General features: G+C 40.9%; 17 protein-coding genes, 1 tRNA gene, 2 rRNA genes and 1 other annotated feature. Of the genes, 4 read left to right on the forward strand and 16 right to left on the reverse strand.

The window, feature by feature from the left end:
* Positions 1-60 precede the first annotated feature (60 nt).
* The 3 genes from CJZ72_RS04825 to CJZ72_RS04835 form a co-directional block, all read right to left on the reverse strand.
* Positions 61-2,974 (reverse strand): 23S ribosomal RNA (locus tag CJZ72_RS04825).
* 180 nt (positions 2,975-3,154) lie between these two features.
* A tRNA-Ala gene (locus tag CJZ72_RS04830) sits at positions 3,155-3,227 on the reverse strand.
* A 77-nt stretch (positions 3,228-3,304) separates the two neighbouring features.
* A 16S ribosomal RNA gene (locus CJZ72_RS04835) occupies positions 3,305-4,864 on the reverse strand.
* Together the 16S and 23S rRNA genes with 1 tRNA gene alongside form the textbook arrangement of a ribosomal RNA operon.
* Before the next feature lie 722 nt (positions 4,865-5,586).
* Between CJZ72_RS04835 and CJZ72_RS04840 the strand changes: the two genes are divergently transcribed.
* From CJZ72_RS04840 to serS, 3 genes are all read left to right on the forward strand, one after another.
* The gene (locus tag CJZ72_RS04840; protein WP_005875751.1) at positions 5,587-6,276 is read left to right on the forward strand and encodes a response regulator transcription factor; all 690 of its coding nucleotides are present in this window, start codon (positions 5,587-5,589) and stop codon (positions 6,274-6,276) included.
* Positions 6,266-7,450 (forward strand): sensor histidine kinase, encoded by a 1,185-nt coding sequence (locus CJZ72_RS04845; RefSeq protein ID WP_005875753.1) that lies wholly within the window; start codon positions 6,266-6,268, stop codon positions 7,448-7,450. The genes CJZ72_RS04840 and CJZ72_RS04845 overlap by 11 nt, the downstream gene beginning before the upstream one ends.
* A 57-nt stretch (positions 7,451-7,507) precedes the next feature.
* Positions 7,508-7,720: a binding site (T-box leader), on the forward strand.
* A 50-nt stretch (positions 7,721-7,770) separates the two neighbouring features.
* Entirely contained in the window at positions 7,771-9,042 is a 1,272-nt protein-coding gene (serS, locus tag CJZ72_RS04850; RefSeq protein ID WP_081133658.1) for a serine--tRNA ligase, read from the forward strand.
* A gap of 304 nt (positions 9,043-9,346) precedes the next feature.
* Here the strand turns inward: serS and guaB are convergent, their stop codons facing one another.
* From guaB to CJZ72_RS04900, 10 genes are all read right to left on the reverse strand, one after another.
* Positions 9,347-10,831: an IMP dehydrogenase gene (gene guaB / locus CJZ72_RS04855; RefSeq protein ID WP_095443663.1), complete on the reverse strand. Its 1,485-nt coding sequence runs from the start codon at positions 10,829-10,831 to the stop codon at positions 9,347-9,349.
* A 232-nt stretch (positions 10,832-11,063) separates the two neighbouring features.
* On the reverse strand, positions 11,064-11,759 hold the full coding sequence (locus CJZ72_RS04860) for a DUF1129 domain-containing protein (RefSeq protein WP_005875764.1): 696 nt from the start codon (positions 11,757-11,759) through the stop codon (positions 11,064-11,066).
* An 85-nt stretch (positions 11,760-11,844) separates the two neighbouring features.
* Positions 11,845-12,945 carry a redox-regulated ATPase YchF gene (gene ychF, locus CJZ72_RS04865; protein ID WP_081133659.1) on the reverse strand — a complete coding sequence of 367 codons (1,101 nt, stop codon included), beginning with the start codon at positions 12,943-12,945 and terminating at the stop codon, positions 11,845-11,847.
* Positions 12,946-12,953: 8 nt separating this feature from the next.
* Entirely contained in the window at positions 12,954-13,145 is a 192-nt protein-coding gene (locus CJZ72_RS04870; RefSeq protein WP_005875769.1) for a DUF951 domain-containing protein, read from the reverse strand.
* Positions 13,146-13,265: 120 nt separating this feature from the next.
* Positions 13,266-14,153, reverse strand: coding sequence for a ParB/RepB/Spo0J family partition protein (locus CJZ72_RS04875; RefSeq protein WP_005875770.1), 888 nt, complete (start codon positions 14,151-14,153; stop codon positions 13,266-13,268).
* Positions 14,140-14,907 carry a ParA family protein gene (locus CJZ72_RS04880; protein ID WP_005875771.1) on the reverse strand — a complete coding sequence of 256 codons (768 nt, stop codon included), beginning with the start codon at positions 14,905-14,907 and terminating at the stop codon, positions 14,140-14,142. The genes CJZ72_RS04875 and CJZ72_RS04880 overlap by 14 nt, the downstream gene beginning before the upstream one ends.
* A gap of 11 nt (positions 14,908-14,918) precedes the next feature.
* Complete coding sequence (rsmG, locus tag CJZ72_RS04885) at positions 14,919-15,632, reverse strand: 16S rRNA (guanine(527)-N(7))-methyltransferase RsmG (protein WP_005875772.1); 714 nt, start codon at positions 15,630-15,632, stop codon at positions 14,919-14,921.
* A 354-nt stretch (positions 15,633-15,986) separates the two neighbouring features.
* Positions 15,987-17,891 (reverse strand): tRNA uridine-5-carboxymethylaminomethyl(34) synthesis enzyme MnmG, encoded by a 1,905-nt coding sequence (mnmG, locus tag CJZ72_RS04890; RefSeq protein ID WP_081133660.1) that lies wholly within the window; start codon positions 17,889-17,891, stop codon positions 15,987-15,989.
* 13 nt (positions 17,892-17,904) lie between these two features.
* Positions 17,905-19,302, reverse strand: coding sequence for a tRNA uridine-5-carboxymethylaminomethyl(34) synthesis GTPase MnmE (gene mnmE / locus CJZ72_RS04895; RefSeq protein WP_081133661.1), 1,398 nt, complete (start codon positions 19,300-19,302; stop codon positions 17,905-17,907).
* Between the two features lie 280 nt (positions 19,303-19,582).
* Positions 19,583-20,587: a hypothetical protein gene (locus tag CJZ72_RS04900; protein WP_232509784.1), complete on the reverse strand. Its 1,005-nt coding sequence runs from the start codon at positions 20,585-20,587 to the stop codon at positions 19,583-19,585.
* A 568-nt stretch (positions 20,588-21,155) separates the two neighbouring features.
* Here CJZ72_RS04900 and CJZ72_RS04905 point away from each other — a divergent pair.
* Positions 21,156-21,494, forward strand: coding sequence for a heavy metal-binding domain-containing protein (locus tag CJZ72_RS04905; protein ID WP_005875781.1), 339 nt, complete (start codon positions 21,156-21,158; stop codon positions 21,492-21,494).
* Between the two features lie 187 nt (positions 21,495-21,681).
* On the opposite strand, the gene jag is transcribed toward CJZ72_RS04905, so the two are convergent.
* From jag to rnpA, 3 genes are read right to left on the reverse strand one after another with little or no spacing between them, the layout of a single operon-like run.
* On the reverse strand, positions 21,682-22,440 hold the full coding sequence (gene jag, locus CJZ72_RS04910) for an RNA-binding cell elongation regulator Jag/EloR (RefSeq protein ID WP_005875783.1): 759 nt from the start codon (positions 22,438-22,440) through the stop codon (positions 21,682-21,684).
* 14 nt (positions 22,441-22,454) lie between these two features.
* A complete protein-coding gene (locus tag CJZ72_RS04915) occupies positions 22,455-23,276 on the reverse strand; it encodes a YidC/Oxa1 family membrane protein insertase (protein WP_005875785.1) in 822 nt (273 codons plus the stop codon).
* Positions 23,273-23,629: a ribonuclease P protein component gene (gene rnpA, locus CJZ72_RS04920; RefSeq protein ID WP_005875793.1), complete on the reverse strand. Its 357-nt coding sequence runs from the start codon at positions 23,627-23,629 to the stop codon at positions 23,273-23,275. The genes CJZ72_RS04915 and rnpA overlap by 4 nt, the downstream gene beginning before the upstream one ends.
* Positions 23,630-23,695 lie beyond the last annotated feature (66 nt).

Below are 23,695 nucleotides of genomic sequence, written 5' to 3' on the forward strand. Positions count from 1 at the left end.
TGCTCACTCAAAACTGGATTTGAAGTTTAAGTAATGTCCGAGTTCTTTTCTTTTAACCATTTGGTTAAGTCCTCGATCGATTAGTATCAGTCCGCTCCAACCATCACTGGCCTTCCACTCCTGACCTATCTACCTGATCATCTCTCAGGGATCTTACTTTCTTAAAGAAATGGGAAATCTCATCTTGAGGTGGGCTTCACACTTAGATGCTTTCAGCGTTTATCCCTTCCCTACATAGCTACCCAGCAATGCCCTTGGCAGAACAACTGGTACACCAGCGGTAAGTCCATCCCGGTCCTCTCGTACTAAGGACAGCTCCTCTCAAATTTCCAACGCCCGCGACGGATAGGGACCGAACTGTCTCACGACGTTCTGAACCCAGCTCGCGTGCCGCTTTAATGGGCGAACAGCCCAACCCTTGGGACCGACTACAGCCCCAGGATGCGACGAGCCGACATCGAGGTGCCAAACCTCCCCGTCGATGTGGACTCTTGGGGGAGATAAGCCTGTTATCCCCAGGGTAGCTTTTATCCGTTGAGCGATGGCCCTTCCATGCGGAACCACCGGATCACTAAGCCCGACTTTCGTCCCTGCTCGACTTGTTGGTCTCGCAGTCAAGCTCCCTTCTGCCTTTACACTCTTCGAATGATTTCCAACCATTCTGAGGGAACCTTTGGGCGCCTCCGTTACCTTTTAGGAGGCGACCGCCCCAGTCAAACTGCCCATCTGACACTGTCTCCCACCACGATCAGTGGTGCGGGTTAGAGTGGCCATAACGCAGGGGTAGTATCCCACCAGCGCCTCCATCGAAACTAGCGTTCCGATTTCTACGGCTCCTACCTATCCTGTACATGCGGTACAGACACTCAATATCAAACTACAGTAAAGCTCCATGGGGTCTTTCCGTCCTGTCGCGGGTAACCTGCATCTTCACAGGTACTAAAATTTCACCGAGTCTCTCGTTGAGACAGTGCCCAAATCGTTACGCCTTTCGTGCGGGTCGGAACTTACCCGACAAGGAATTTCGCTACCTTAGGACCGTTATAGTTACGGCCGCCGTTTACTGGGGCTTCAATTCGTACCTTCGCTTACGCTAAGCACTCCTCTTAACCTTCCAGCACCGGGCAGGCGTCAGCCCCTATACTTCATCTTACGATTTTGCAGAGACCTGTGTTTTTGATAAACAGTCGCTTGGGCCTATTCACTGCGGCTGATCAAAGATCAGCACCCCTTCTCCCGAAGTTACGGGGTCATTTTGCCGAGTTCCTTAACGAGAGTTCTCTCGCTCACCTTAGGATTCTCTCCTCGACTACCTGTGTCGGTTTGCGGTACGGGTCATTGTTTTCTCACTAGAAGCTTTTCTTGGCAGTGTGACATCAGGAACTTCGGTACTATTATTTCCCTCCCCATCACAGCTTATCCGTGTAGACAGAAGCATTTGACTCCTATCAAGACTTACTGCTTGGACAGACATTTCCGATCGTCTGCATTCCTTAGCCTCCTGCGTCCCTCCATTGCTCAAACAAAAACAACGAGTACAGGAATATCAACCTGTTGTCCATCGCCTACGCCTGTCGGCCTCGGCTTAGGTCCCGACTAACCCTGGGCGGACGAGCCTTCCCCAGGAAACCTTAGTCATTCGGTGGACAGGATTCTCACCTGTCTTTCGCTACTCATACCGGCATTCTCACTTCTAAGCGCTCCAGCAGTCCTCACGATCTGCCTTCAACGCCCTTAGAACGCTCTCCTACCAATACACCTCATGGTGTACTCCACAGCTTCGGTAATATGTTTAGCCCCGATACATTTTCGGCGCAGGGTCACTCGACTAGTGAGCTATTACGCACTCTTTAAATGGTGGCTGCTTCTGAGCCAACATCCTAGTTGTCTGTGCAACCCCACATCCTTTTCCACTTAACATATATTTTGGGACCTTAGCTGGTGGTCTGGGCTGTTTCCCTTTCGACTATGGATCTTATCACTCACAGTCTGACTCCCGGATATGAATGAATGGCATTCGGAGTTTATCTGAATTCGGTAACCCGAGATGGGCCCCTAGTCCAAACAGTGCTCTACCTCCATCATTCTCAAATCCGAGGCTAGCCCTAAAGCTATTTCGGAGAGAACCAGCTATCTCCAAGTTCGTTTGGAATTTCTCCGCTACCCACACCTCATCCCCGCACTTTTCAACGTACGTGGGTTCGGTCCTCCAGTGCGTTTTACCGCACCTTCAACCTGGACATGGGTAGATCACATGGTTTCGGGTCTACGACTACATACTCAAACGCCCTATTCAGACTCGCTTTCGCTGCGGCTCCGTCTCTTCGACTTAACCTCGCATGCAATCGTAACTCGCCGGTTCATTCTACAAAAGGCACGCCATCACCCATTAACGGGCTTTGACTTGTTGTAGGCACACGGTTTCAGGTTCTATTTCACTCCCCTTCCGGGGTGCTTTTCACCTTTCCCTCACGGTACTGGTTCACTATCGGTCACTAGGGAGTATTTAGCCTTGGGAGATGGTCCTCCCGGATTCCGACGGAATTCCTCGTGTTCCGCCGTACTCAGGATCCTCCTAGGTGCCTTCCAAATTTCATCTACGGGGTTTTTACCCTCTTTGACTGACTTTTCCAAGTCATTCGATTATCTGAAAGAACTACCATATTGGAGTCCTACAACCCCAATGAGCAAGCTCATTGGTTTGGGCTTTTCCCGTTTCGCTCGCCGCTACTCAGGGAATCGAATTTTCTTTCTCTTCCTGCAGGTACTTAGATGTTTCAGTTCTCTGCGTCTACCTCGAATGCGCTATGTATTCACGCAAACGTAACATCCTATAAAAGATGTTGGGTTTCCCCATTCGGAAATCTCTGGATCATAGCTTACGTACAGCTCCCCAAAGCATATCGGTGTTAGTCCCGTCCTTCATCGGCTCCTAGTGCCAAGGCATCCACCGTGCGCCCTTATTCACTTAACCTTATCAACCTTGCGGTTGGGTTTTGATCTTTCTTCTAGCGATAGAAGTCCGATCAAGAAAATAAGCAATTGAACTTATTAAAAAACTCATTCAACGCGGTGTTCTCGGTTTGTATTACTTAATTTACTTCAAATATCCAGTTTTCAATGAACAAAATAATTTAACAACATACGTTGTTAATGGAGCCTAGCGGGATCGAACCGCTGACCTCCTGCGTGCAAAGCAGGCGCTCTCCCAGCTGAGCTAAGGCCCCGATCTAAATTTTGAGTAGACCTCTCAAAACTGAACAAAGTATAAAACAACCAGTGTAGTCTCCGTAATATTCCTTAGAAAGGAGGTGATCCAGCCGCACCTTCCGATACGGCTACCTTGTTACGACTTCACCCCAATCATCTATCCCACCTTAGGCGGCTGGCTCCAAAAGGTTACCTCACCGACTTCGGGTGTTACAAACTCTCGTGGTGTGACGGGCGGTGTGTACAAGGCCCGGGAACGTATTCACCGCGGCGTGCTGATCCGCGATTACTAGCGATTCCGGCTTCATGTAGGCGAGTTGCAGCCTACAATCCGAACTGAGAGAAGCTTTAAGAGATTAGCTTAGCCTCGCGACTTCGCGACTCGTTGTACTTCCCATTGTAGCACGTGTGTAGCCCAGGTCATAAGGGGCATGATGATTTGACGTCATCCCCACCTTCCTCCGGTTTGTCACCGGCAGTCTTGCTAGAGTGCCCAACTAAATGATGGCAACTAACAATAAGGGTTGCGCTCGTTGCGGGACTTAACCCAACATCTCACGACACGAGCTGACGACAACCATGCACCACCTGTCACTTTGCCCCCGAAGGGGAAGCTCTATCTCTAGAGTGGTCAAAGGATGTCAAGACCTGGTAAGGTTCTTCGCGTTGCTTCGAATTAAACCACATGCTCCACCGCTTGTGCGGGCCCCCGTCAATTCCTTTGAGTTTCAACCTTGCGGTCGTACTCCCCAGGCGGAGTGCTTAATGCGTTAGCTGCAGCACTGAAGGGCGGAAACCCTCCAACACTTAGCACTCATCGTTTACGGCGTGGACTACCAGGGTATCTAATCCTGTTTGCTCCCCACGCTTTCGAGCCTCAGCGTCAGTTACAGACCAGAGAGCCGCCTTCGCCACTGGTGTTCCTCCATATATCTACGCATTTCACCGCTACACATGGAATTCCACTCTCCTCTTCTGCACTCAAGTCTCCCAGTTTCCAATGACCCTCCCCGGTTGAGCCGGGGGCTTTCACATCAGACTTAAGAAACCGCCTGCGCTCGCTTTACGCCCAATAAATCCGGACAACGCTTGCCACCTACGTATTACCGCGGCTGCTGGCACGTAGTTAGCCGTGGCTTTCTGGTTAGATACCGTCAAGGGATGAACAGTTACTCTCATCCTTGTTCTTCTCTAACAACAGAGTTTTACGATCCGAAAACCTTCTTCACTCACGCGGCGTTGCTCGGTCAGACTTTCGTCCATTGCCGAAGATTCCCTACTGCTGCCTCCCGTAGGAGTTTGGGCCGTGTCTCAGTCCCAATGTGGCCGATCACCCTCTCAGGTCGGCTATGCATCGTGGCCTTGGTGAGCCGTTACCTCACCAACTAGCTAATGCACCGCGGGTCCATCCATCAGCGACACCCGAAAGCGCCTTTCAAATCAAAACCATGCGGTTTCGATTGTTATACGGTATTAGCACCTGTTTCCAAGTGTTATCCCCTTCTGATGGGCAGGTTACCCACGTGTTACTCACCCGTTCGCCACTCTTCTTTTTCCGGTGGAGCAAGCTCCGGTGGAAAAAGAAGCGTACGACTTGCATGTATTAGGCACGCCGCCAGCGTTCGTCCTGAGCCAGGATCAAACTCTCATAATAAAAGTTAGAACAATCTTGCGATTGTTAAGCTCAATTTGTTTGCTAGCATATTGCTTGCTTGTTAAAAATGTTTGTTGTCTTGAATCAATCAAGACGCCCTACACATTTGGTTTGTCTTACTTTGTTCAGTTTTCAAAGGTCTACTTGAATTGCCGTAGCAACTTTTATATCATATCAGAGCGACAAGTGAATGTCAACTGTTTTTTAAAAGTTATTTTCGATTTCGCATTTAGAAATCTTTCAGCAACTCGTATATCATAACTCATTTCTTGTTATTTGTCAAGAACTTTTTTGAAGTTTTTCTTGATTAGATCAAGCTTTTCAATAGGTTCTTTTCAAACGACTTAGTTATCTTATCATGTGGTCACCCACACGTCAAGAACTTTTTTAAGTTATTTGTGAAGTGTTTCGCGCTCTTTCGAACACATAATAATATACCAACATCAAAATAGAAAGTCAATAAGAAAATGCTGTTTTATCAACATTTATAGCATATTCGACCATTCCCCTCTAATTGCTTTTCAATGTTCGTATTTTCGTTTTTTTTAGTCTTTATTTACCTTGATTTCCATTAAATGTTCAGGTTTTGTTTTCCTTGATACATAGTTATTTCCTGAACCTTCTAAAATTTTTGTTAACAAAGTGTTGCTTTTATCTATTTACGCTTTTTTTTGCTAATATATATAGTAAATAGCTACATTATAATCTTGGAGGAACGATCGATGAAAATATTAATTGCTGATGACGATAAAGAAATCGTTGAATTACTAAGTATCTATATTCACAACGAGGGCTATGAAGCTGTGAAAGCTTATGACGGAAAAGAAGCCTTATCAAAAATCCGTACCATTCCCGATATCGAACTGCTTATCTTGGATATCATGATGCCTGAAATGGATGGAATGCAAGTAGTAAAAGAATTGCGTAAAGAATCACAGATCCCGATCATCATGCTTACAGCTAAAACTACAGATATGGATAAAATCAAAGGTCTGGTAGCAGGTGCTGATGATTATGTAACTAAACCATTCAATCCTTTGGAAGTAATGGCTCGTGTAAAATCATTACTTCGTCGGACAAAAATGCAAGTTACCCCTGACCAACCCGATATATTAGAAGTAAATTCTTTGATCATCAATAAAGATTCACATGAAGTAAAAACGATTGATGGTACAGAGATCCAATTAACAGCACTAGAATTTGGGATCCTCTATTTATTAGCAAGTCACCCAAACCGCGTATTCAGCGCAGATGAGATTTTTGAACGTGTGTGGAAACAGGAAAGTATTGTTTCTGCTAAAACAGTCATGGTACACGTAAGTCACTTAAGAGATAAAATTGAAGAAGCAACTGGTGGAGAAAAAGTCATTCAAACCGTTTGGGGAGTGGGCTATAAAATTGATGCACGATAAAACAAGAGGTACAGAAAAGCGTCGGCGGATCAACTTGACTTCTAAAGAAATCAGCGAATTATTAGCAGAAGGAATCATTACAGTTATCTTACTTCTTCTATTGAATGTCGCAATATTGGTTGTTCTTAGTTCAGTAATCAGTAGTTCCCCTTCATTGACAAATGCCATTTGGGATTCAAAAAACATTTTTGCTGAACGTTTGAATAGCGATTTATTTTGGAATGGCCGAAACTTTATCTTTCCTCTCTTCTTTCTTTTAGATATTGGTGTCTTATATTGGCGACTGATTCGTCGGTATCGTCAAATGCAGCTGCGACACATCATCAGTGAACTGCATTATATCGCAAATGGTAACTATGACCACCGAATTCCTTTTGAACTGAGCGGTGACCTTAGTCGGGTAGTCACTAGTATCAATGGTTTAGTAGACAGTACTGTCGCAGCCATTGAGGATGAACGCAAGATCGAAAAATCAAAAGATGAATTGATCACCAACGTCAGTCACGATATACGCACTCCTCTAACATCGATTATTGGTTATCTTGGTCTGATCGAAGACGGGCAATATCAAACAGAAGAAGATATTTTAAAATATACACACACAGCTTACATCAAAGCGAAACAAATGAAATCACTGGTAGACGACCTCTTTGAGTACACAAAGGTTCGGCAACCAGCCGTCCCTATTAATTTTTCTGCTTTTGATTTGATCCAACTAATCGAGCAATTAGCAGCTGATTTTGAATTAGAGGCTTCCAAAAAACATATTCAAATCGTTGTGACAAGCCAAGTGGATTCTCTGATCATGGATGGAGATACTGAAAAATTAGTCCGCGTCTTCAATAATTTACTGACGAACGCTTTAAAATACGGAAAAGGTGCAACAAAAATCGTGATCGAGGTTGAAAAAATCGGTTCAGAAGTAGTTGCAACTGTAAAAAACAATGGGGCGATGATTCCTCAACAAGCGATCGATAACCTTTTTGACCGCTTTTACCGTGTTGAAGAATCACGTTCGCAAGAAACTGGTGGAACAGGATTAGGTCTTGCGATCGCCCAGAGCATCGTTGCTCTACATGGTGGGTACATCTATGCCAAATCAGATGAACATTGGACCTCTTTTATCATGCACTTGCCACTAAGAAAAAATGAAAAGTTACCCATTGAAAGCTAGGAAACCATTGACGAACGCTAAAATATCCGATATTCTTATTACAATCATGGATAATCGATGAAACACAGAACCCAGTACATTTTATTTTTTTCAAGAGAGCTGATGGCTGCTGAAAATCAGTAAAAAATAATTTGGAAGTTCCAGTTCTATGACGTGTACCTTTCGAAATAAGAAAGGTCGGCAAACAGCCGTTATCTGTTAGCAAGAGCAACACTGATCATGTGTTGAACTCGGGTGGTACCGCGAATGTTAGACTGATTCGTCCCAAGAATACATTGGGATGGATCGGTCTTTTTTATTTATACTAAGGAGGAATAGGAATGTTAGATGTAAAAATGATGCGCCAAAATTTTGACTATGTACAAGAAAAACTAATGACTCGTGGCGTGAAAAAAGAAACGTTAGCTGAATTTATGGAACTTGACGAAAATCGTAGAAAATTACTTGTCAAAAGTGAAGAGCTGAAGAAATACCGTAATGATGTTTCTGGTGAAATTGCACAACTAAAAAGAAATAAAGAAGATGCTACCGCTAAAATCAATGAAATGAAAGAAGTTGGGGGAAATATCAAAGCCCTTGACGAAGAAGTCGCACAAGTAGATGAAAAATTAAAAGAAATTGCAACTACTTTGCCAAACTTACCAAATGATTCTGTCCCTATCGGAAAAGATGAAGACGACAACGTCGAAGTGCGTCGTTGGAATGAACCGCGTAACTTTTCTTTTGAACCTAAACCTCATTGGGAAATCGCTGAAAATCTTGGCATCTTAGATTTTGAACGTGGAGCAAAAGTATCAGGTAGCCGTTTTGTTTATTACAAGGGATTGGGCGCTCGTTTAGAACGTGCCGTCTATAACTTTATGCTAGATCAACATATTTATGAACATGGTTATACTGAAATGATCACTCCTTACATGGTAAACAGTCGTGCAATGTTTGGTACAGGACAATTCCCTAAATTCAAAGAGGATGTTTTCCAATTAGAGGATACAGATTTGACACTGATCCCGACTGCAGAAGTTCCGTTAACAAACTATTACAATGACGAAATTTTAGACGGTCAAGACCTACCGATCTATTTCACTGCCCTTAGTCCAGCTTTTCGTTCTGAAGCAGGAAGTGCTGGTCGAGATACTCGTGGATTGATTCGCCTACACCAATTCAATAAAGTTGAAATGGTCAAATTCTCTGATGCAGAACATTCATATGAAGAACTTGAAAAAATGACAGCTGATGCAGAAGATATTCTTAAAAAATTGCATTTACCTTATCGTGTGGTTGCTTTATCAACTGGAGATATGGGCTTCTCAGCTGCCAAAACTTATGACTTAGAAGTTTGGATCCCAGCCCAAGATACGTATCGTGAAATCAGCTCATGTTCAAACTGCGAAGATTTCCAAGCACGTCGCGCAATGATCCGTTACCGTGATGAAGATGGAAAAATCCATTACGCACACACACTAAACGGTTCTGGTTTAGCTGTTGGCCGAACAGTGGCAGCTATTCTTGAAAATTACCAAAATGAAGATGGTTCTGTCACAGTTCCTGAAGCACTTGTTCCTTACATGGGGAATTTGAAAATCATCAAATAAAATTAGCCTTTAAGACAACTATTCAAGCTTGCACGTTCGTGTGCTACGCAAAAACTGATACACACTACGTGATCTCGAAACTACAGACAAAAAACGCCCCGCAAAAATCTAACTTTTGCGGGGCGTTTTAAATTATTTTCGAATGACGCACTTTTTTATTCAATTTAAGCAGTCGAACTGACTCAAGATAACGGTCTCCTACAAGTAGCTTCTCTGAAAACGAAGTCGAGATTTCACAGAAATTCAAGAGCAACGTCTGGGAAATCCTTTCTTATGTCTTGTAGCCAATCTGTTCTGTTACGACTTAAGATTCAACTGAATAGTTCGGTGCTTCTTTTGTGATCTGTACGTCATGTGGATGTGATTCTTTCAATCCGCTACCACTCATTTGGATAAATTGTGCTTCATCACGTAATTGTTTCAAATTACCTGCTCCTACATAACCCATACCAGATTTTAATCCACCGATCATTTGGAAAATGATGTCTGCAACGCTTCCTTTATAAGCTACGCGCCCTTCGATTCCTTCTGGAACCAATTTATTGGCTTCGTTGACACTTCCTTGGAAGTAACGATCTTTCGAACCTTTTTCCATTGCGCCTAATGAACCCATACCACGATAAGTCTTGAAACGACGTCCTTGGAAAATTTCAAATTCACCTGGTGACTCATCTGTACCAGCCAACATGCTTCCTAACATCACCGCATGTCCGCCAGCAGCCAATGCTTTGACGATATCTCCAGAATATTTGATACCACCATCTGCAATAATTGCTTTTCCGTATTGACGAGCCACAGAAGCAGCATCATAAATCGCTGTTAATTGTGGTACACCCACACCAGCTACGACACGTGTCGTACAAATCGAACCAGGTCCGATCCCTACTTTTACAACATCCACACCAGCATCATACAATGCCTTTGTTGCTTCGGCTGTTGCCACATTCCCTGCAATTAGCGTTGCGTCTTTGAAGGTTGAACGGATTTCTTGGATTTTACGAATGACACCAGCACTATGTCCATGTGCTGTATCAATAACGATCGCATCTACACCAGCTTCTAACAATGCGCCGGCACGTTCGAAAGTATCACTTGTGACACCTACAGCAGCAGCAACTAATAAACGTCCATGTTCATCTTTCGCTGCGTTAGGAAATTCAATCACTTTTTCAATATCTTTGATGGTGATCAAACCACTCAAGCGACCTTCGTCGTCAACGATCGGTAATTTTTCGATTTTATGTTTTTGCAGAATTTTTTCTGCATCTTTTAGAGAAGTACCTACTGGGGCTGTTACTAAGTTTTCTTTTGTCATCACATCATTGATTGCTATATGATAGTCAGTCACAAAGCGCATATCACGGTTCGTAATAATACCAACCAATTTTCTGTTTTCTAAAGTTTCAACGATTGGCACTCCGCTAATACGGTATTTGCTCATTACTTCTTCTGCATCTGCTACTAGATGTTGTGGCGTTAAGAAGAAAGGATCAATGATCACACCACTTTCAGAACGTTTTACTTTACGTACTTCATCGGCTTGCTGACTGATCGTCATATTTTTGTGAATAACACCTAATCCGCCTTGTCTTGCCATGGCAATTGCCATTTTACTATCAGTAACAGTATCCATACTTGCACTGATGATCGGAATATTCAACTTAATATTTTTTGTTAATTGTACGCTCATATCCACTTCGTTTGGTAACACGTGACTTTCTGCTGGTATCAATAAGACATCGTCGAAAGTAAACCCTTTTTTCGTGAACTTTGTTTCCCAGTTGGACATTTTTAGTACCACTCCTCTGTTTTAGTTTATCTACTAAAATAATCGATTTTCTTTATTAAGTCAACAGTCTATCCGTAATCCCTAACTTTTCTAAGAAGATATTCATTATAAGCGTTTGCATACCGATAGTTTATTGCTTATCTCTCAGCAGTCGGCTCTAAAAAAAACAGTCAGAATTTTCTATCCTCCCAAAAGAGGATTCAAAAATTCTGACTGATGGAATATTTTTTGTTTATCTTCTAGGTGCTGATAAACTGCCAATAATACCGTATTTCTTCTTCAAGTAGTAACGTAACGCAAGAGCGACCCCACCGATGATCACGATAACTACTGGATCTAGTAGTGGGTTCAGTACTGGTGGAAGCAACGTTGTAGCGGAAAAGGCGATAACCCAGATCAGCGTTGTTCCTCCTAAAATAAGCAATGTTTTACCCATACCTGGTTTTTTACTGCGATCTGCTCCAGGATATTCATACTGATAAATGTATTTATACATCAGATAAAATACCCAACCACCGACTGCAGAACCTAAAATAAGAGTTGAAATGCCATAAGCCGGCGTTGTTCCACGTGAAAACAATCCAGTGATCGCAACCATGATACTCAACAGACCGAGTAGTAATAATGCGTTATCTAGCCACATCAAGACTGGTTTAGCATTTACTTTTACTTCAGCTGGTTTATTGATGATTGCTTCTGTTCGTTCAGAAACAGTACCGAATAGTTGTCTCGCTGTTCTTCCGCCTTTTTGCTCAGAAACTAAAGTCGGAAGGATGTCATGAAGGGCTGTGACTTTTTCCTCTTCGGATAAGTTAGCCGCTTCTAAAGATTTTTTCAAATCAAAAATATATTGTTGGTTTCTTTTCGTCAACTTTTCTTCTAAACTATTGTTTTCTTTTACGATCTCACGTAATTGTTCTGGTTCCATGATCTAATAGTCCTCCTTAGCCGTTACTCTAACGGTTGTCACAAAAGACATTCTAACATACTATACGTACAGTTTGATAGCCCTTTTATACATTAAAACGGAATAACATAACGTCGCCATCTTGGACTACATAATCTTTACCTTCTAGACGAACGCGACCTGCTTCTTTTGCGGCATGCATGTTGCCATAATGATCCAAATCTTCAAAAGAGACTGTTTCTGCACGGATGAAGCCTCGTTCAAAATCTGAGTGGATGATTCCAGCTGCTTGGGGAGCTTTGATTCCTTTTTTGAACGTCCAAGCTCGGACTTCTTGTTCTCCAGCAGTAAAGTAAGTAGCTAATCCCAATAAATCATAGGCTGCACGGATCAATTGATCTAATCCAGATTCTTCGATTCCCAATGCTTCTAAGAATTCAGCCTTATCTTCATCATCTAACTCGGCGATTTCTTCCTCTGCACGCGCGCTAACAACGATGACTTCTGCTTTTTCTTCTGCCGCAAAGTTACGTACTTCTTGAACGTAGTGATTGGATTCTGCTTCTGCTACTTCGTCTTCCGCAACATTTGCTACATATAGGATCGGTTTTGTTGTTAATAAGAACAATGATTTAACGATCTTTTGTTCTTCTTCTGTAAACTCGATCGAACGGGCGGAACGGCCGTCTTCTAAAACAGGTTTGATTTTATCTAGTACTGCTAATTCTGCTACAGCATCTTTATCCTTTGTTTTAGCAACTTTTGCCACTCGTGTATAACGTTTAGTAATTGAGTCAAGGTCAGCTAACACAAGCTCCAAATTGATCGTATCAATATCAGCTAAAGGATCAACTCGTCCTTCCACGTGAGTGATGTTGTCGTCATCAAAACAACGGACGACATGACAGATTGCATCTACTTGGCGGATATGACTCAAAAATTGGTTACCTAAGCCCTCACCTTTACTTGCACCTTTTACGATACCAGCGATATCTGTAAATTCAAAAGTAGTTGGAACAGTTTTCTTTGGATGGACTAATTCCGTCAACCGTTGTAAACGCCAGTCTGGTACTTCTACCATTCCTACATTTGGATCAATCGTTGCAAAAGGATAGTTTGCTGCTTCTGCTCCAGCTTTAGTAATTGCATTAAATAAAGTCGATTTTCCGACATTGGGTAAACCTACGATTCCAGCAGTTAATGCCATAAATTTATTCACTCTTTCTCTGAATTTTTTTCAAGTATTTTTTTTAGTTTTTTTTCAAATTCTCGACGAGTCATCATAACGATATGTCCACAATTCACACATTTGATTTTGATGTCAGCACCCATTCGAATGATCTCCCAACGGTTCGTCTGACACGCATGAGGTTTTTTCATTTCAACGATATCATGTAAGTCGTACATAAAAGTCCCCTCCTTTTTGAAAAAAATATCTGAACGCTTGCTTTATTAATCGAAGCGCAATGATGGATTCTCTATTATTGAAAGTAATAGGACAAAGCCTAAGATTTTTGTTTCTCAGTTTTATTCGTCAAATTGAATATTAAGAATATCCAGGATTCTTGTCAAATCATTTTGTGACAGATATTCAATTTCGATTTTTCCTTTTCCATCTTTTTCTTGGATAGCGACACTTGTGCCGAACTTATCCATTAAACGATCTTCGCTTTCACGGATATAGTAAGGTTTTTCTTTTGCTAAACGTGGAATTTTTTTCTTTTCTTTTCCATCATTTTCATTTAATTGTGACACAATTTGTTCTAATTGACGAACAGTCAGATTCTCCGTTACTGCTCGATTTGCTAATTTTAGTATCAAGCTTTTATTTTTCAAGCCCAAGAGTGTACGCGCTTGTCCCATCGAAAGGCGTTGATCTTGGACCATTTCTTTGACAAGATCGGGTAACGTCAACAAACGCAAGTAATTCGCAATATAAGGCCGACTCTTGCCTAAGCGGTTTGCCACTTCTGCTTGTGTCAATTTGAGATTTTTCATCAGCATATCATACGCTTCTGCCTCTTCTAGCGGATTTAAATCTTCACGCTGCAGATTCTCTAGAACGGCAACTTGCATCATTGCTTCTTCATCAAAGTCTCTAACGATTGCTGGGATGGTTTCTTTTTTAGCTAATTTAGAAGCTCGAAAACGGCGTTCTCCGGCAATGATCTCATAGCCTTTTACTGATGATCGGCGAACAATTATGGGTTGAAAAACACCTGATTGCTCAATTGAATTCGCTAATTCTTGCAAAGAGACCTCTTCAAAAGTTTTCCGTGGTTGATACGGATTGGGACGTAATTCATTCAATGGCAACTGGATCACGGTCTCATCTGTTACATCTACAGTTTCTAAATTTTCTAAGTCTTGGAACAATGCATCGATTCCTCGACCTAATCCTTTATTTTTCTTCACGATTAACCACTTCCTTTGCCAATGCTTGGTAGACTTCAGCTCCTCTAGAACGTGGATCATAATCGATAATAGGCATTCCATGACTTGGCGCTTCTGAAAGACGGATATTTCTTGGAATAATCGTTTCATACACTTTTTCACGGAAATATTTACGAACTTCTGCCACTACTTCATTCCCTAAGTTTGTACGGGCATCGTACATCGTAAGTAGCACTCCTTCGATCTCTAACTCAGGATTGAAATGCTTTTGGACAAGACGAACAGTATTCAATAATTGGCTTAATCCCTCTAGTGCGTAATACTCACATTGAACAGGGATCAAAATCGAATCACTAGCTGTAAATGAATTGATTGTCAGATGTCCTAAAGAAGGTGGACAATCGATCAAGATATAATCATATAAGTCAGTGACTTCCGCTAATGAACCTTTTAGGCGAGATTCTCTGGCCATCATTGAGGTTAACTCGATCTCAGCTCCTGCTAATTGGAGAGTTGCTGGCACAATACTTAGATTTTCGTGTTCCGTGACAAGTGTTGCGTCAGCGATAGGTAACTCGTTGACTAACACATCATAGATATCTTGTGTCACATCAGGTTTGCGGATACCTACGCCACTTGTCGCATTTCCTTGCGCGTCCATATCTACTAATAGAACTTTTTTCCCAAGACTAGCTAGACATGCGCCTAAATTTACCGTTGTCGTTGTTTTACCGACTCCGCCTTTTTGATTTGCAACAGATATTATTTGTGCCATCTCTTCTCCTCCTACTTGATTGGTTGCTTGTTAGGCAATCCAGGTTTTCTTGGATATTTTTTCGGTGTGACCTTCTTTTTCTGAATCATAAGAATGTGCCGTTTATCCGTTACGTTAGGTAATTCAACCGTGTATTCTTTGATGAATTTACCGCCTAAAAGAGCAATTGCCTGTTTTGCTTCCATTAACTCTTCTTCACTTTTAGCTGCTTTTAACGCATAAAAATAGCCTTCTTGTTTTACTAAGGGTAAACACAATTCAGCTAGGACGTTCAATCGAGCTACTGCACGCGCCGTGACGTAATCGAAAGACGCACGAAATTGCGGATTTTGTCCAAATGTTTCAGCTCGATCATGGTAAAGATTTGCGGTAATACCTAACTCTTTCGTTAATTCCGTTAAAAAAGTAATCCGTTTATTCAAAGAGTCAACAATCGTGATCTGCAATTCTGGAAATACGATTTTTAATGGAATACTTGGAAAGCCGGCGCCAGAGCCAACATCACAAAGTGTACCATCTTTTGAAAAGTCCCCATCAAACGCTAGAGTCAATGAATCATAAAAATGTTTCAAATAAACATCTTTCTTTTCTGTGATTGCTGTTAAATTCATTTTTTCGTTCCACTCAACTAATAGTTGATAATAGCGTTCAAATTGAGTCATTTGTTGATCCGTCAACTGGATACCTTTTTCTGCCAAAATCTGATGAAATTCTTCTGGTGTCATAGTTTGTCCTTTCATTGTGAAACAGTTACATTGTTTCACGAAATCTCTTCTTACTTTAACGCAAAATGTCAGGAGTTGCAATCTTTCCAATAGAAATTTAAACAGAAAAAGGGGTAGGGAAAATGATTTTAACTATTCCAAAGGAAAGTCAAAAAAGGAAGGGTAAGTGATATACCAAAAATCTGGTTCCCTTTCATCTTCGGATTACCCTATTCATTGATAATGTACTTAATGGAACATTCTTTTCTATGGTGCAATAAGAGCGCTCAAAAAAAGAGTAAGATAAATAAGTACCTTACAAGGGATAGACTCGTATTCATTTTCTAGAATCAAAAAAAGAAAAAAGGCTTAGTATCAAGCCTTTTCCTCTGTCACTTTCGCAATCTTCCCTTGTTCGATGTAAACCATCAAAATACTTAAATCAGCTGGGTTTACGCCGCTGATTCGACTTGCTTGAGCAATTGTTTCAGGTTGGATTTTTTGTAATTTTTGTTTTGCTTCGGTTGCCAAGCCGTTAATTGCCGCATAATCAATATTTTCTGGTATTTTTTTGGCTTCCATTCGTTTTAATTTTTCTACTTTTTCAAGTGCCTTTTTTATATATCCTTCATATTTGATCTGGATTTCTGCTTGTTCGATTTCTTTGCGTGTCAATGCTTCATTCGCAGGAATAAATTGCAATAGATCTTGGTAGCTGATCTCTGGACGTCTTAAGAAGTCACTTGCTAAAACACCATCTTTTAATGGGGCTGCATTGATTGTTGCTAAGAAAGCTTGAACTTCTTCTGTTGGTTTGATACGAACGCTCATCAAACGTTTGATTTCTTCTTCAACAGCGGCTTTCTTTTTCAAATATGCATTGTATTGGTCTTCTTTGACCAAACCTACTTGGTGGCCCATTTCAGTAAGACGTAGATCCGCGTTATCATGACGTAAGAGCAAACGGTATTCTGCGCGAGAAGTCAATAAACGGTAAGGTTCGTTTGTTCCTTTTGTGACTAGATCATCGATCATCACACCGATATAACCATCGCTTCGTTTGATGACCAACGGCTCTTTTCCTTGCACCTTCAATGCGGCATTGATCCCAGCGATCAAACCTTGCCCAGCAGCTTCTTCGTAGCCGCTTGTTCCATTTGTTTGTCCAGCAGTATAAAGATTTTCAACAACTTTTGTTTCCAGTGTTGGACGCAATTGGTGTGGTTCAACGACATCATATTCGATCGCATAACCTGTACGCATCATCTCCACTTTTTCCAAACCGGCAATCGAGTGTAAAACATCGACTTGCACATCTTCTGGTAATGAGGTGGATAATCCTTGCACATAGACTTCTTCGGTGTGCAGTCCTTCTGGTTCCAAGAATAGTTGATGACGTGGTTTGTCAGCAAAACGAACGATCTTATCTTCGATTGATGGGCAATAGCGTGCGCCCACACCCTCTACGATCCCAGTAAACATCGGCGCGCGATGTAAGTTGTCACGGATGATTTGGTGGGTCGTTTCTCCAGTATAAGTTAGCCAGCAAGATTCTTGGTCTAAATTATATGCACTGTCGGGTGTACTGAAACTAAAATGATTGGGTTCCTTGTCACCTGGTTGTTCTTCTGTGACTGAATAATCGATCGTGCTTGATTTGACACGTGGCGGTGTTCCTGTTTTGAACCGCTCAATGGCAAAACCAATCTCTTTCAAATTATTCGCTAAGCCAACAGAAGGTTGGGAGTTATTAGGACCAGAAGAATATTTCAATTCTCCGATGATGATTTCGCCACGTAGTGCTGTTCCAGCAGTGATGACAACTGCTTTCGCACGATAACTCGCTCCAGTAGAGGTGATCACACCACAGCAAATACCATCTTCAACGATCAATTCTTCGACAATTCCTTGACGCAAAGTCAAATTTGGTTCTTTTTCGATCGTATGTTTCATTTCTGCGGAATAGGCATGTTTGTCTGCTTGTGCACGTAATGCTCTGACAGCTGGGCCTTTCCCAGTATTCAACATACGCATTTGAATATAGGTCTTATCGATATTTTTACCCATTTCTCCGCCTAATGCGTCGATTTCTCGGACAACGACTCCTTTGGCAGGTCCGCCAACGGACGGATTACATGGCATAAAAGCAACCATATCCAAATTGATGGTTAATAGTAATGTTTTTGAGCCCATTCTTGCTGCGGCTAATGCGGCTTCAGACCCCGCATGTCCGGCACCGACAACGATCACGTCATAGGCATCTGCTTGATAATGATTCAAAAGATTTTCCTCCTTATTTTCCTAAACAAAATTGACTAAATAATTGAGTGATCAGTTCATCTTGTACACTGTCTCCGACCACTTCACCTAAGTAATCCCAACAGCGAGTCATGTCGATTTGCACTAAGTCTACAGGCATACCAGCAGTGATGCCCTCGATGACTTCCTCTAATGAAATAGCTGCTTTTTCAAGCAAAGCGATGTGACGCGTATTTGACACGTATGTCGCATCACGTTCTCCTGTTTGACCACCAAAGAATAAATCTGAAATTGCTGTTTCTAAACGATCCAAACCATCATTTTTAGTCACAGAGACAGCAAAGACTGGTTCATTTTCTACCCATTGTTCAAGTTTTTCTGTTTCTAATTTTGGTGGTAGATCTGTTTTATTTAAAAGAATGATTCGCTTCAAGCCCTTCGTGGCCTCTAGCAATTGTTCATCTTCACTCGTTAAAGGTTCACTTTGGTTCAAAACTAATAAAATCAAATCTGATTCAGCGAGTGCTTTGCGGCTTCGTTCTACGCCGATTCGTTCCACGACATCTTCTGTTTCACGGATTCCTGCTGTATCGATCAATTTCAATGGTACCCCGCGGACATTGACGTATTCTTCGATGACGTCTCGCGTCGTTCCTGCGATGTCAGTGACAATTGCTTTTTCTTCACGTAATAAGTGATTCAAGAGACTTGATTTTCCTACATTGGGGCGTCCAATGATTGCTGTGCTCAAACCTTCTCGAAGAACTTTTCCTTGTTTTGAAGTAGCTAGTAACGCTTGGATTCTTTCTTGGATCATTGTAGCTTTTTCTAATAATAATTTTGTTGTCAATTCTTCTACATCATCATATTCAGGATAATCAATATTGACTTCGACTTGTGCTAATGTTTCTAAAATTTCTTGTCGTAACGAACGGATCAATGCAGATAGATTCCCATCCAACTGGTTCAACGCTAAGCCCATTGCCTTGTCGGTTTTCGCACGAATCAGATCCATCACTGCTTCAGCTTGGGATAGATCTACACGTCCATTTAAGAAGGCCCGTTTTGTAAATTCACCAGGTTCTGCCAACCTTGCACCTTCACGCAATAGTAATTGTAAGATTTGGTTTACTACAACGATTCCGCCATGGCAATTGATTTCTACTACATCTTCACGAGTAAATGTTTTGGGTGCTAACATGACAGAAACCATGACTTCATCAACTAACTGTTCATTTTTAGGATCAACGATATGTCCATAATGGATGGTATGACTTGGGACTTCAAGTAAACTTTTCTTTCCACAACTGTATACTTTATCTGCTAACGCTACTGCTTGATCTCCGCTGAGGCGGACAATACTGATGGCGCCTTCTCCAGGTGGAGTCGAAATTGCAGCAATCGTATCAAATTCTAAAGTAATTTCAGCCATTTTCTCACTTCCTCTTTCATTTTACGCACAAAAAAAGCGCCCACTTCACCCTTTGTAATAAATGGTGAACTTAGCACTTTGACTGCTTGTTCTCGATTAAATTCTGGTCATAGGTTATCACATCTAATAGAAGGAATCAAGGGTTTTTAATCGGAGACTGACTTTATCTTTACTAGGACTTTCATGTTTTTGGGCAGACTTTACCTGATTTATCTTAGCTGATTCTTTTCATTTTTTTCGCAACGTGGAAGTGGGCTATTTCTTGAGTCGTTCTCTTTTATTACCGAGATTGCTTTATCTTTAAATCTTGTGACCTTAGTGTTTTTTGTAGCCACGCATGGTGCGTCTCTTTTCCTTTTTTTAGTTTATAAGAAATTTTTTCTTGCTGAGATACATCGGTACGTTTACCTTTTTCATCTAGGTATGTCACTAGTGCCTGTTGCAGTATTTTTAATGTTTTACTAGAAGCTCCACTGTTTTTCAAATGAACTATCGCTAACTGAGTCAATTCTTTTTTGAAATCTCCATTAGATAAATTAGGAATACTTGATTTATAAAATATTTGATTTTTTATTTTGACCTGTTTCTTGACCCCTAAAATATATTTCATTGCACCATTTAAATTATTGACCATACAATTGTCTTGGACATATTGTGAGGTTGCCAGATCATTGGAATAATATTCTTTCTTTGCACAACGACTGAACAAATGAAGCGGACGATATTCTTCAAATGGTCCTTTTATTAATTCGTTTCGTTCAAACCAATTCAGATGCAGCCGTCCTATACGCAATGCCTGAGTGATTGCCTTGACTTTTTGTGGTGAATTTTTGATTTTATAGATATAAATCGGTGTAATCTGTTTCTTTTGGTCATCTATGTAAACAGCTGCCCTTAATTTTTTTTGAATGGATTGGCTATCGGGACTAATGATGCGTATCTGTGCTTTGTCATAAGTAGCAACTTCAAAATCTCCCCTGACCTTTCTGATAATCACATCCATTCCATGATACCCATCTTCTCCATTTTGCAGTTTCATACAGACATTTATCGGGAGAAGCAAAAAGCTGTCAGGATGATCTTCTTTCAAATCATTTAGATAAAAAGGTAATAATTTTGTCTCAACGGAGCTATACAGGCTTTTTTGAAAGGATTCTTTTAATAGTGGGATGTTTCTATCTGGAAACTTATCTGAGTGGAGATCAAGCATTTGTTGATAGATTGGCATCAATTCAATCACGGCATTAGGTACTTTTTTCATTTTTTCCTGGATCGGATTTCCCATTAGATTTAAATTCTGAATAATTGTGCTGCACATGTTTTTCACGTACTCTTCGCTGTTTAGATACCTTTGACGTTTTCGCATAACTAATCGTACAAGTTTCGCCTGCTTTCTTTCTCTAAATAAATCGTAAATACTCAATGATCATCACCTCGATCCAGTGTTTTAGAGTGTGGGACAAATCTAAAAATCAGCTTTGCTACAAGACCTACGAATAAACAGTGGGAGCAGAAGCAACTCCTTCTTAAATAAGCCGAAATTCACAAAAATTTGAAAAGTAATTTTCGTTCATTTCTTCTTATTTCTCGGAGTTAAACACTTCTGTCCCAACCTCTCTCAAATAAACGGCGTCCAAAAGTCAGGCTTTTCGGAAATCTCAAACCTAAACGACTTTTGTCTCGACCTCTTCTCAAGTGTAGCAGTATTATTTTTAGTTTAAAATCTGTCTTTTCCCTAACTAGAAATAATCGTTGCTCTTTCTTACATACTTCTTTATCTTTCTTTAAAAAAAAGGTACACTAAAATGGTAGCGCTATCTACATACACTTTGTTTTATCGAAAGGAGAAACTTATGGGCCAGTTTAATCCTGTTTCATTTGACGGTGAAGACGACCCGCGCATCAATGATGTCGTGTTGTCTACGGGAAATATCAACCAAAAATATATTGTACGTGATATTGTTTTTGTGGTGGAATGCTTTGAAGCTGATTTGTTTGACCCAAATTTTAATACCGAGGATCTGTTTTTAACAACGAAACGAAAGTTAAAAAAGAAAGTGCTGGAATACGGAGCAAACGCAGTGATCAATTGTCATTTTGACTATCAGCAGCGTTCACGTGGCGAAAAACAGTGCTTGGAATTATTTGCCTACGGAACGGTCATCCAGTTTGTCCAAACTACGATTGGCTGATTACCTGATACAATTAGTACATCTTAATGAAAAAAAAGCACATGAAGCGAGGCTTCATGTGCTTTTTCTATCAAAGTAAGACTACTTGAACATCGTATACTCCGATAAGAATGATTTCTAATAAAATATACTTGGTTTAAAAAAGTTTGTCAACGAGTATTCATTATTTCTAGAAATCATCCTTCTGTTACAAGCGTTTTTTCACTGGCTCAACGACCAAATAACGATAAGGTTCATCACCTTCTGAATGAGTTTGGACAGCTTCATTTTTACTCAATACCGCATGGATCTGCTTTCGTTCAAAAGCAGGCATTGGTTCTAAAAATACCGGTTGTCCCGTACGACTGACTTTATCCGCTGTACGTTCTGCAAGTCGTTGGATGATTTCTTGGCGTTTCTCCCGATAATTGCCTACATTCACTACCACAGAAAGCTTATTTTCAGCTACACGATGAATAAATACTTGGGCTAAATATTGTAAGGCATTCAGCGTTTTTCCATGTTTCCCGATCAATAGCCCTTGTTTTTGAGTATCCAATTGAAAAACGATCATGTTTGCTTCTCGTTTGATTTTTACTACAGCTGGTGCATCCAATTGTTTCGTAATTTCAGTGAGATAAACTGCTAATTCCGTTAAAGCTGCTTCATCACCTAATTCACTTAGTTCTTTTTTAGGCACTTCTGCTTGAGATTCTTCTTCGTAAACAATTTCTGTTATTTCAGGTTTTTCTTCTAAAACTTCTTCCACTGTTTCTTCGATCGTCTCTGAAACAGTTTCACTGATTGAAGGCTTGATCATCAAACGGGCATTCTTTTTTCCTAGACCTAAGAATCCTTTTTTACCTTCATCAAGTATCTCGATCTCTACGTTGTCTTTTGATAGACCCAAATCATCCAGTCCGAGTTGGACCGCTTCATCTATTGTCGCAGCTTCATAAATTGGCATTAGCATTACCTCCCTTATTTTCTACGTTTTTTCTTAGGATTCATTGCTTTCTTCATTGCTCGTTCTTTTTCACGAATACGTTGTGCTTCTTCTTCACGTTCTTTTCTGATTTTAAATGGATTGTTGATCAATAGCGTTTGTAGTACTTGGAACGCATTTGAGACTACCCAGTATAATGAAAGACCACTGGCTAAATTGACACCCATCACTAAAATCATCACAGGCATCACGAAGTTCATGATCTTCATTGACGCATTCGACTCAAGTTGGCTCATACTACTTAAATAAGTACTTGCGAACGTAAAGATAGCCGCTAGAATCGGCAAAATAAATGTTGGATCAGCAGTTCCTAGGTTCAACCATAAAAAGTGTCCTTGTTTTAATTCTGGTACACGTGAAATGGATTGCCACAACGCCATCAATATTGGCATTTGTACTAATAATGGTAAACAACCTGCATATGGGTTCACATTATTCTCTGCATATAGACGTTGTTGCTCTTCACGTAATTTTCTTTGTGTATCTGGATCTTTTGCACTATATTCTTGTTGTAATGCTTTTAGTTTAGGTTGAAGCTCTTGCGTTTTACGCATGCTCTTTGTCTGAAAATGCATCAAAGGCATCAATATCACACGGATGATCAAGGTGAATAAAATGATCCCGATCCCCACGTTACCAAATGACAATGCCTTGATCGCTTCTGCAAAATAATAAACGATGTAGCGATCCCAAATTCCTGTGCTTTGCGCACTCACTTCTCCAGTTCCACAACCGGATAAGACGACGGCAAGACCTACGATACCTGCCATCAAAAGTAAACGTTTGTATTTCTTCACTTACTCTTTTCCTCTCTATCGATTATTTTTGCAAGTTTTAAGACATGGACTAGATTGGAACGAATCTCATCGTAAGTCAACCCTTTGACACTTGGTCTGGCAATCACAATAAAATCCAATTCCGGGTCGATCTCTTCTTTTAAAGAATAAATCGCTGCACGGAGCTTGCGCTTTACATCATTGCGACATACGGCATTACCTACTTTTTTACCTACGGAAAGCCCCACACGAAAATGTGGTTGGTCCTTTTTCTCTAAGCGGTAGATGACAAATTTACGATTAGCAAATGATGCTCCTGTTTGGAACACAGCTTGAAATTCTCGTTCTTTTTTAACACGATACGCTTTTTTCATTCGTTTTCTTTCCTTTTCTATCTCTCACTTACGTCAATAATCATACCATATTTCATGTCACTCTTT

Source organism: Enterococcus durans (genome assembly GCF_002277935.1).
GTDB classification, from domain to species: domain Bacteria; phylum Bacillota; class Bacilli; order Lactobacillales; family Enterococcaceae; genus Enterococcus_B; species Enterococcus_B durans.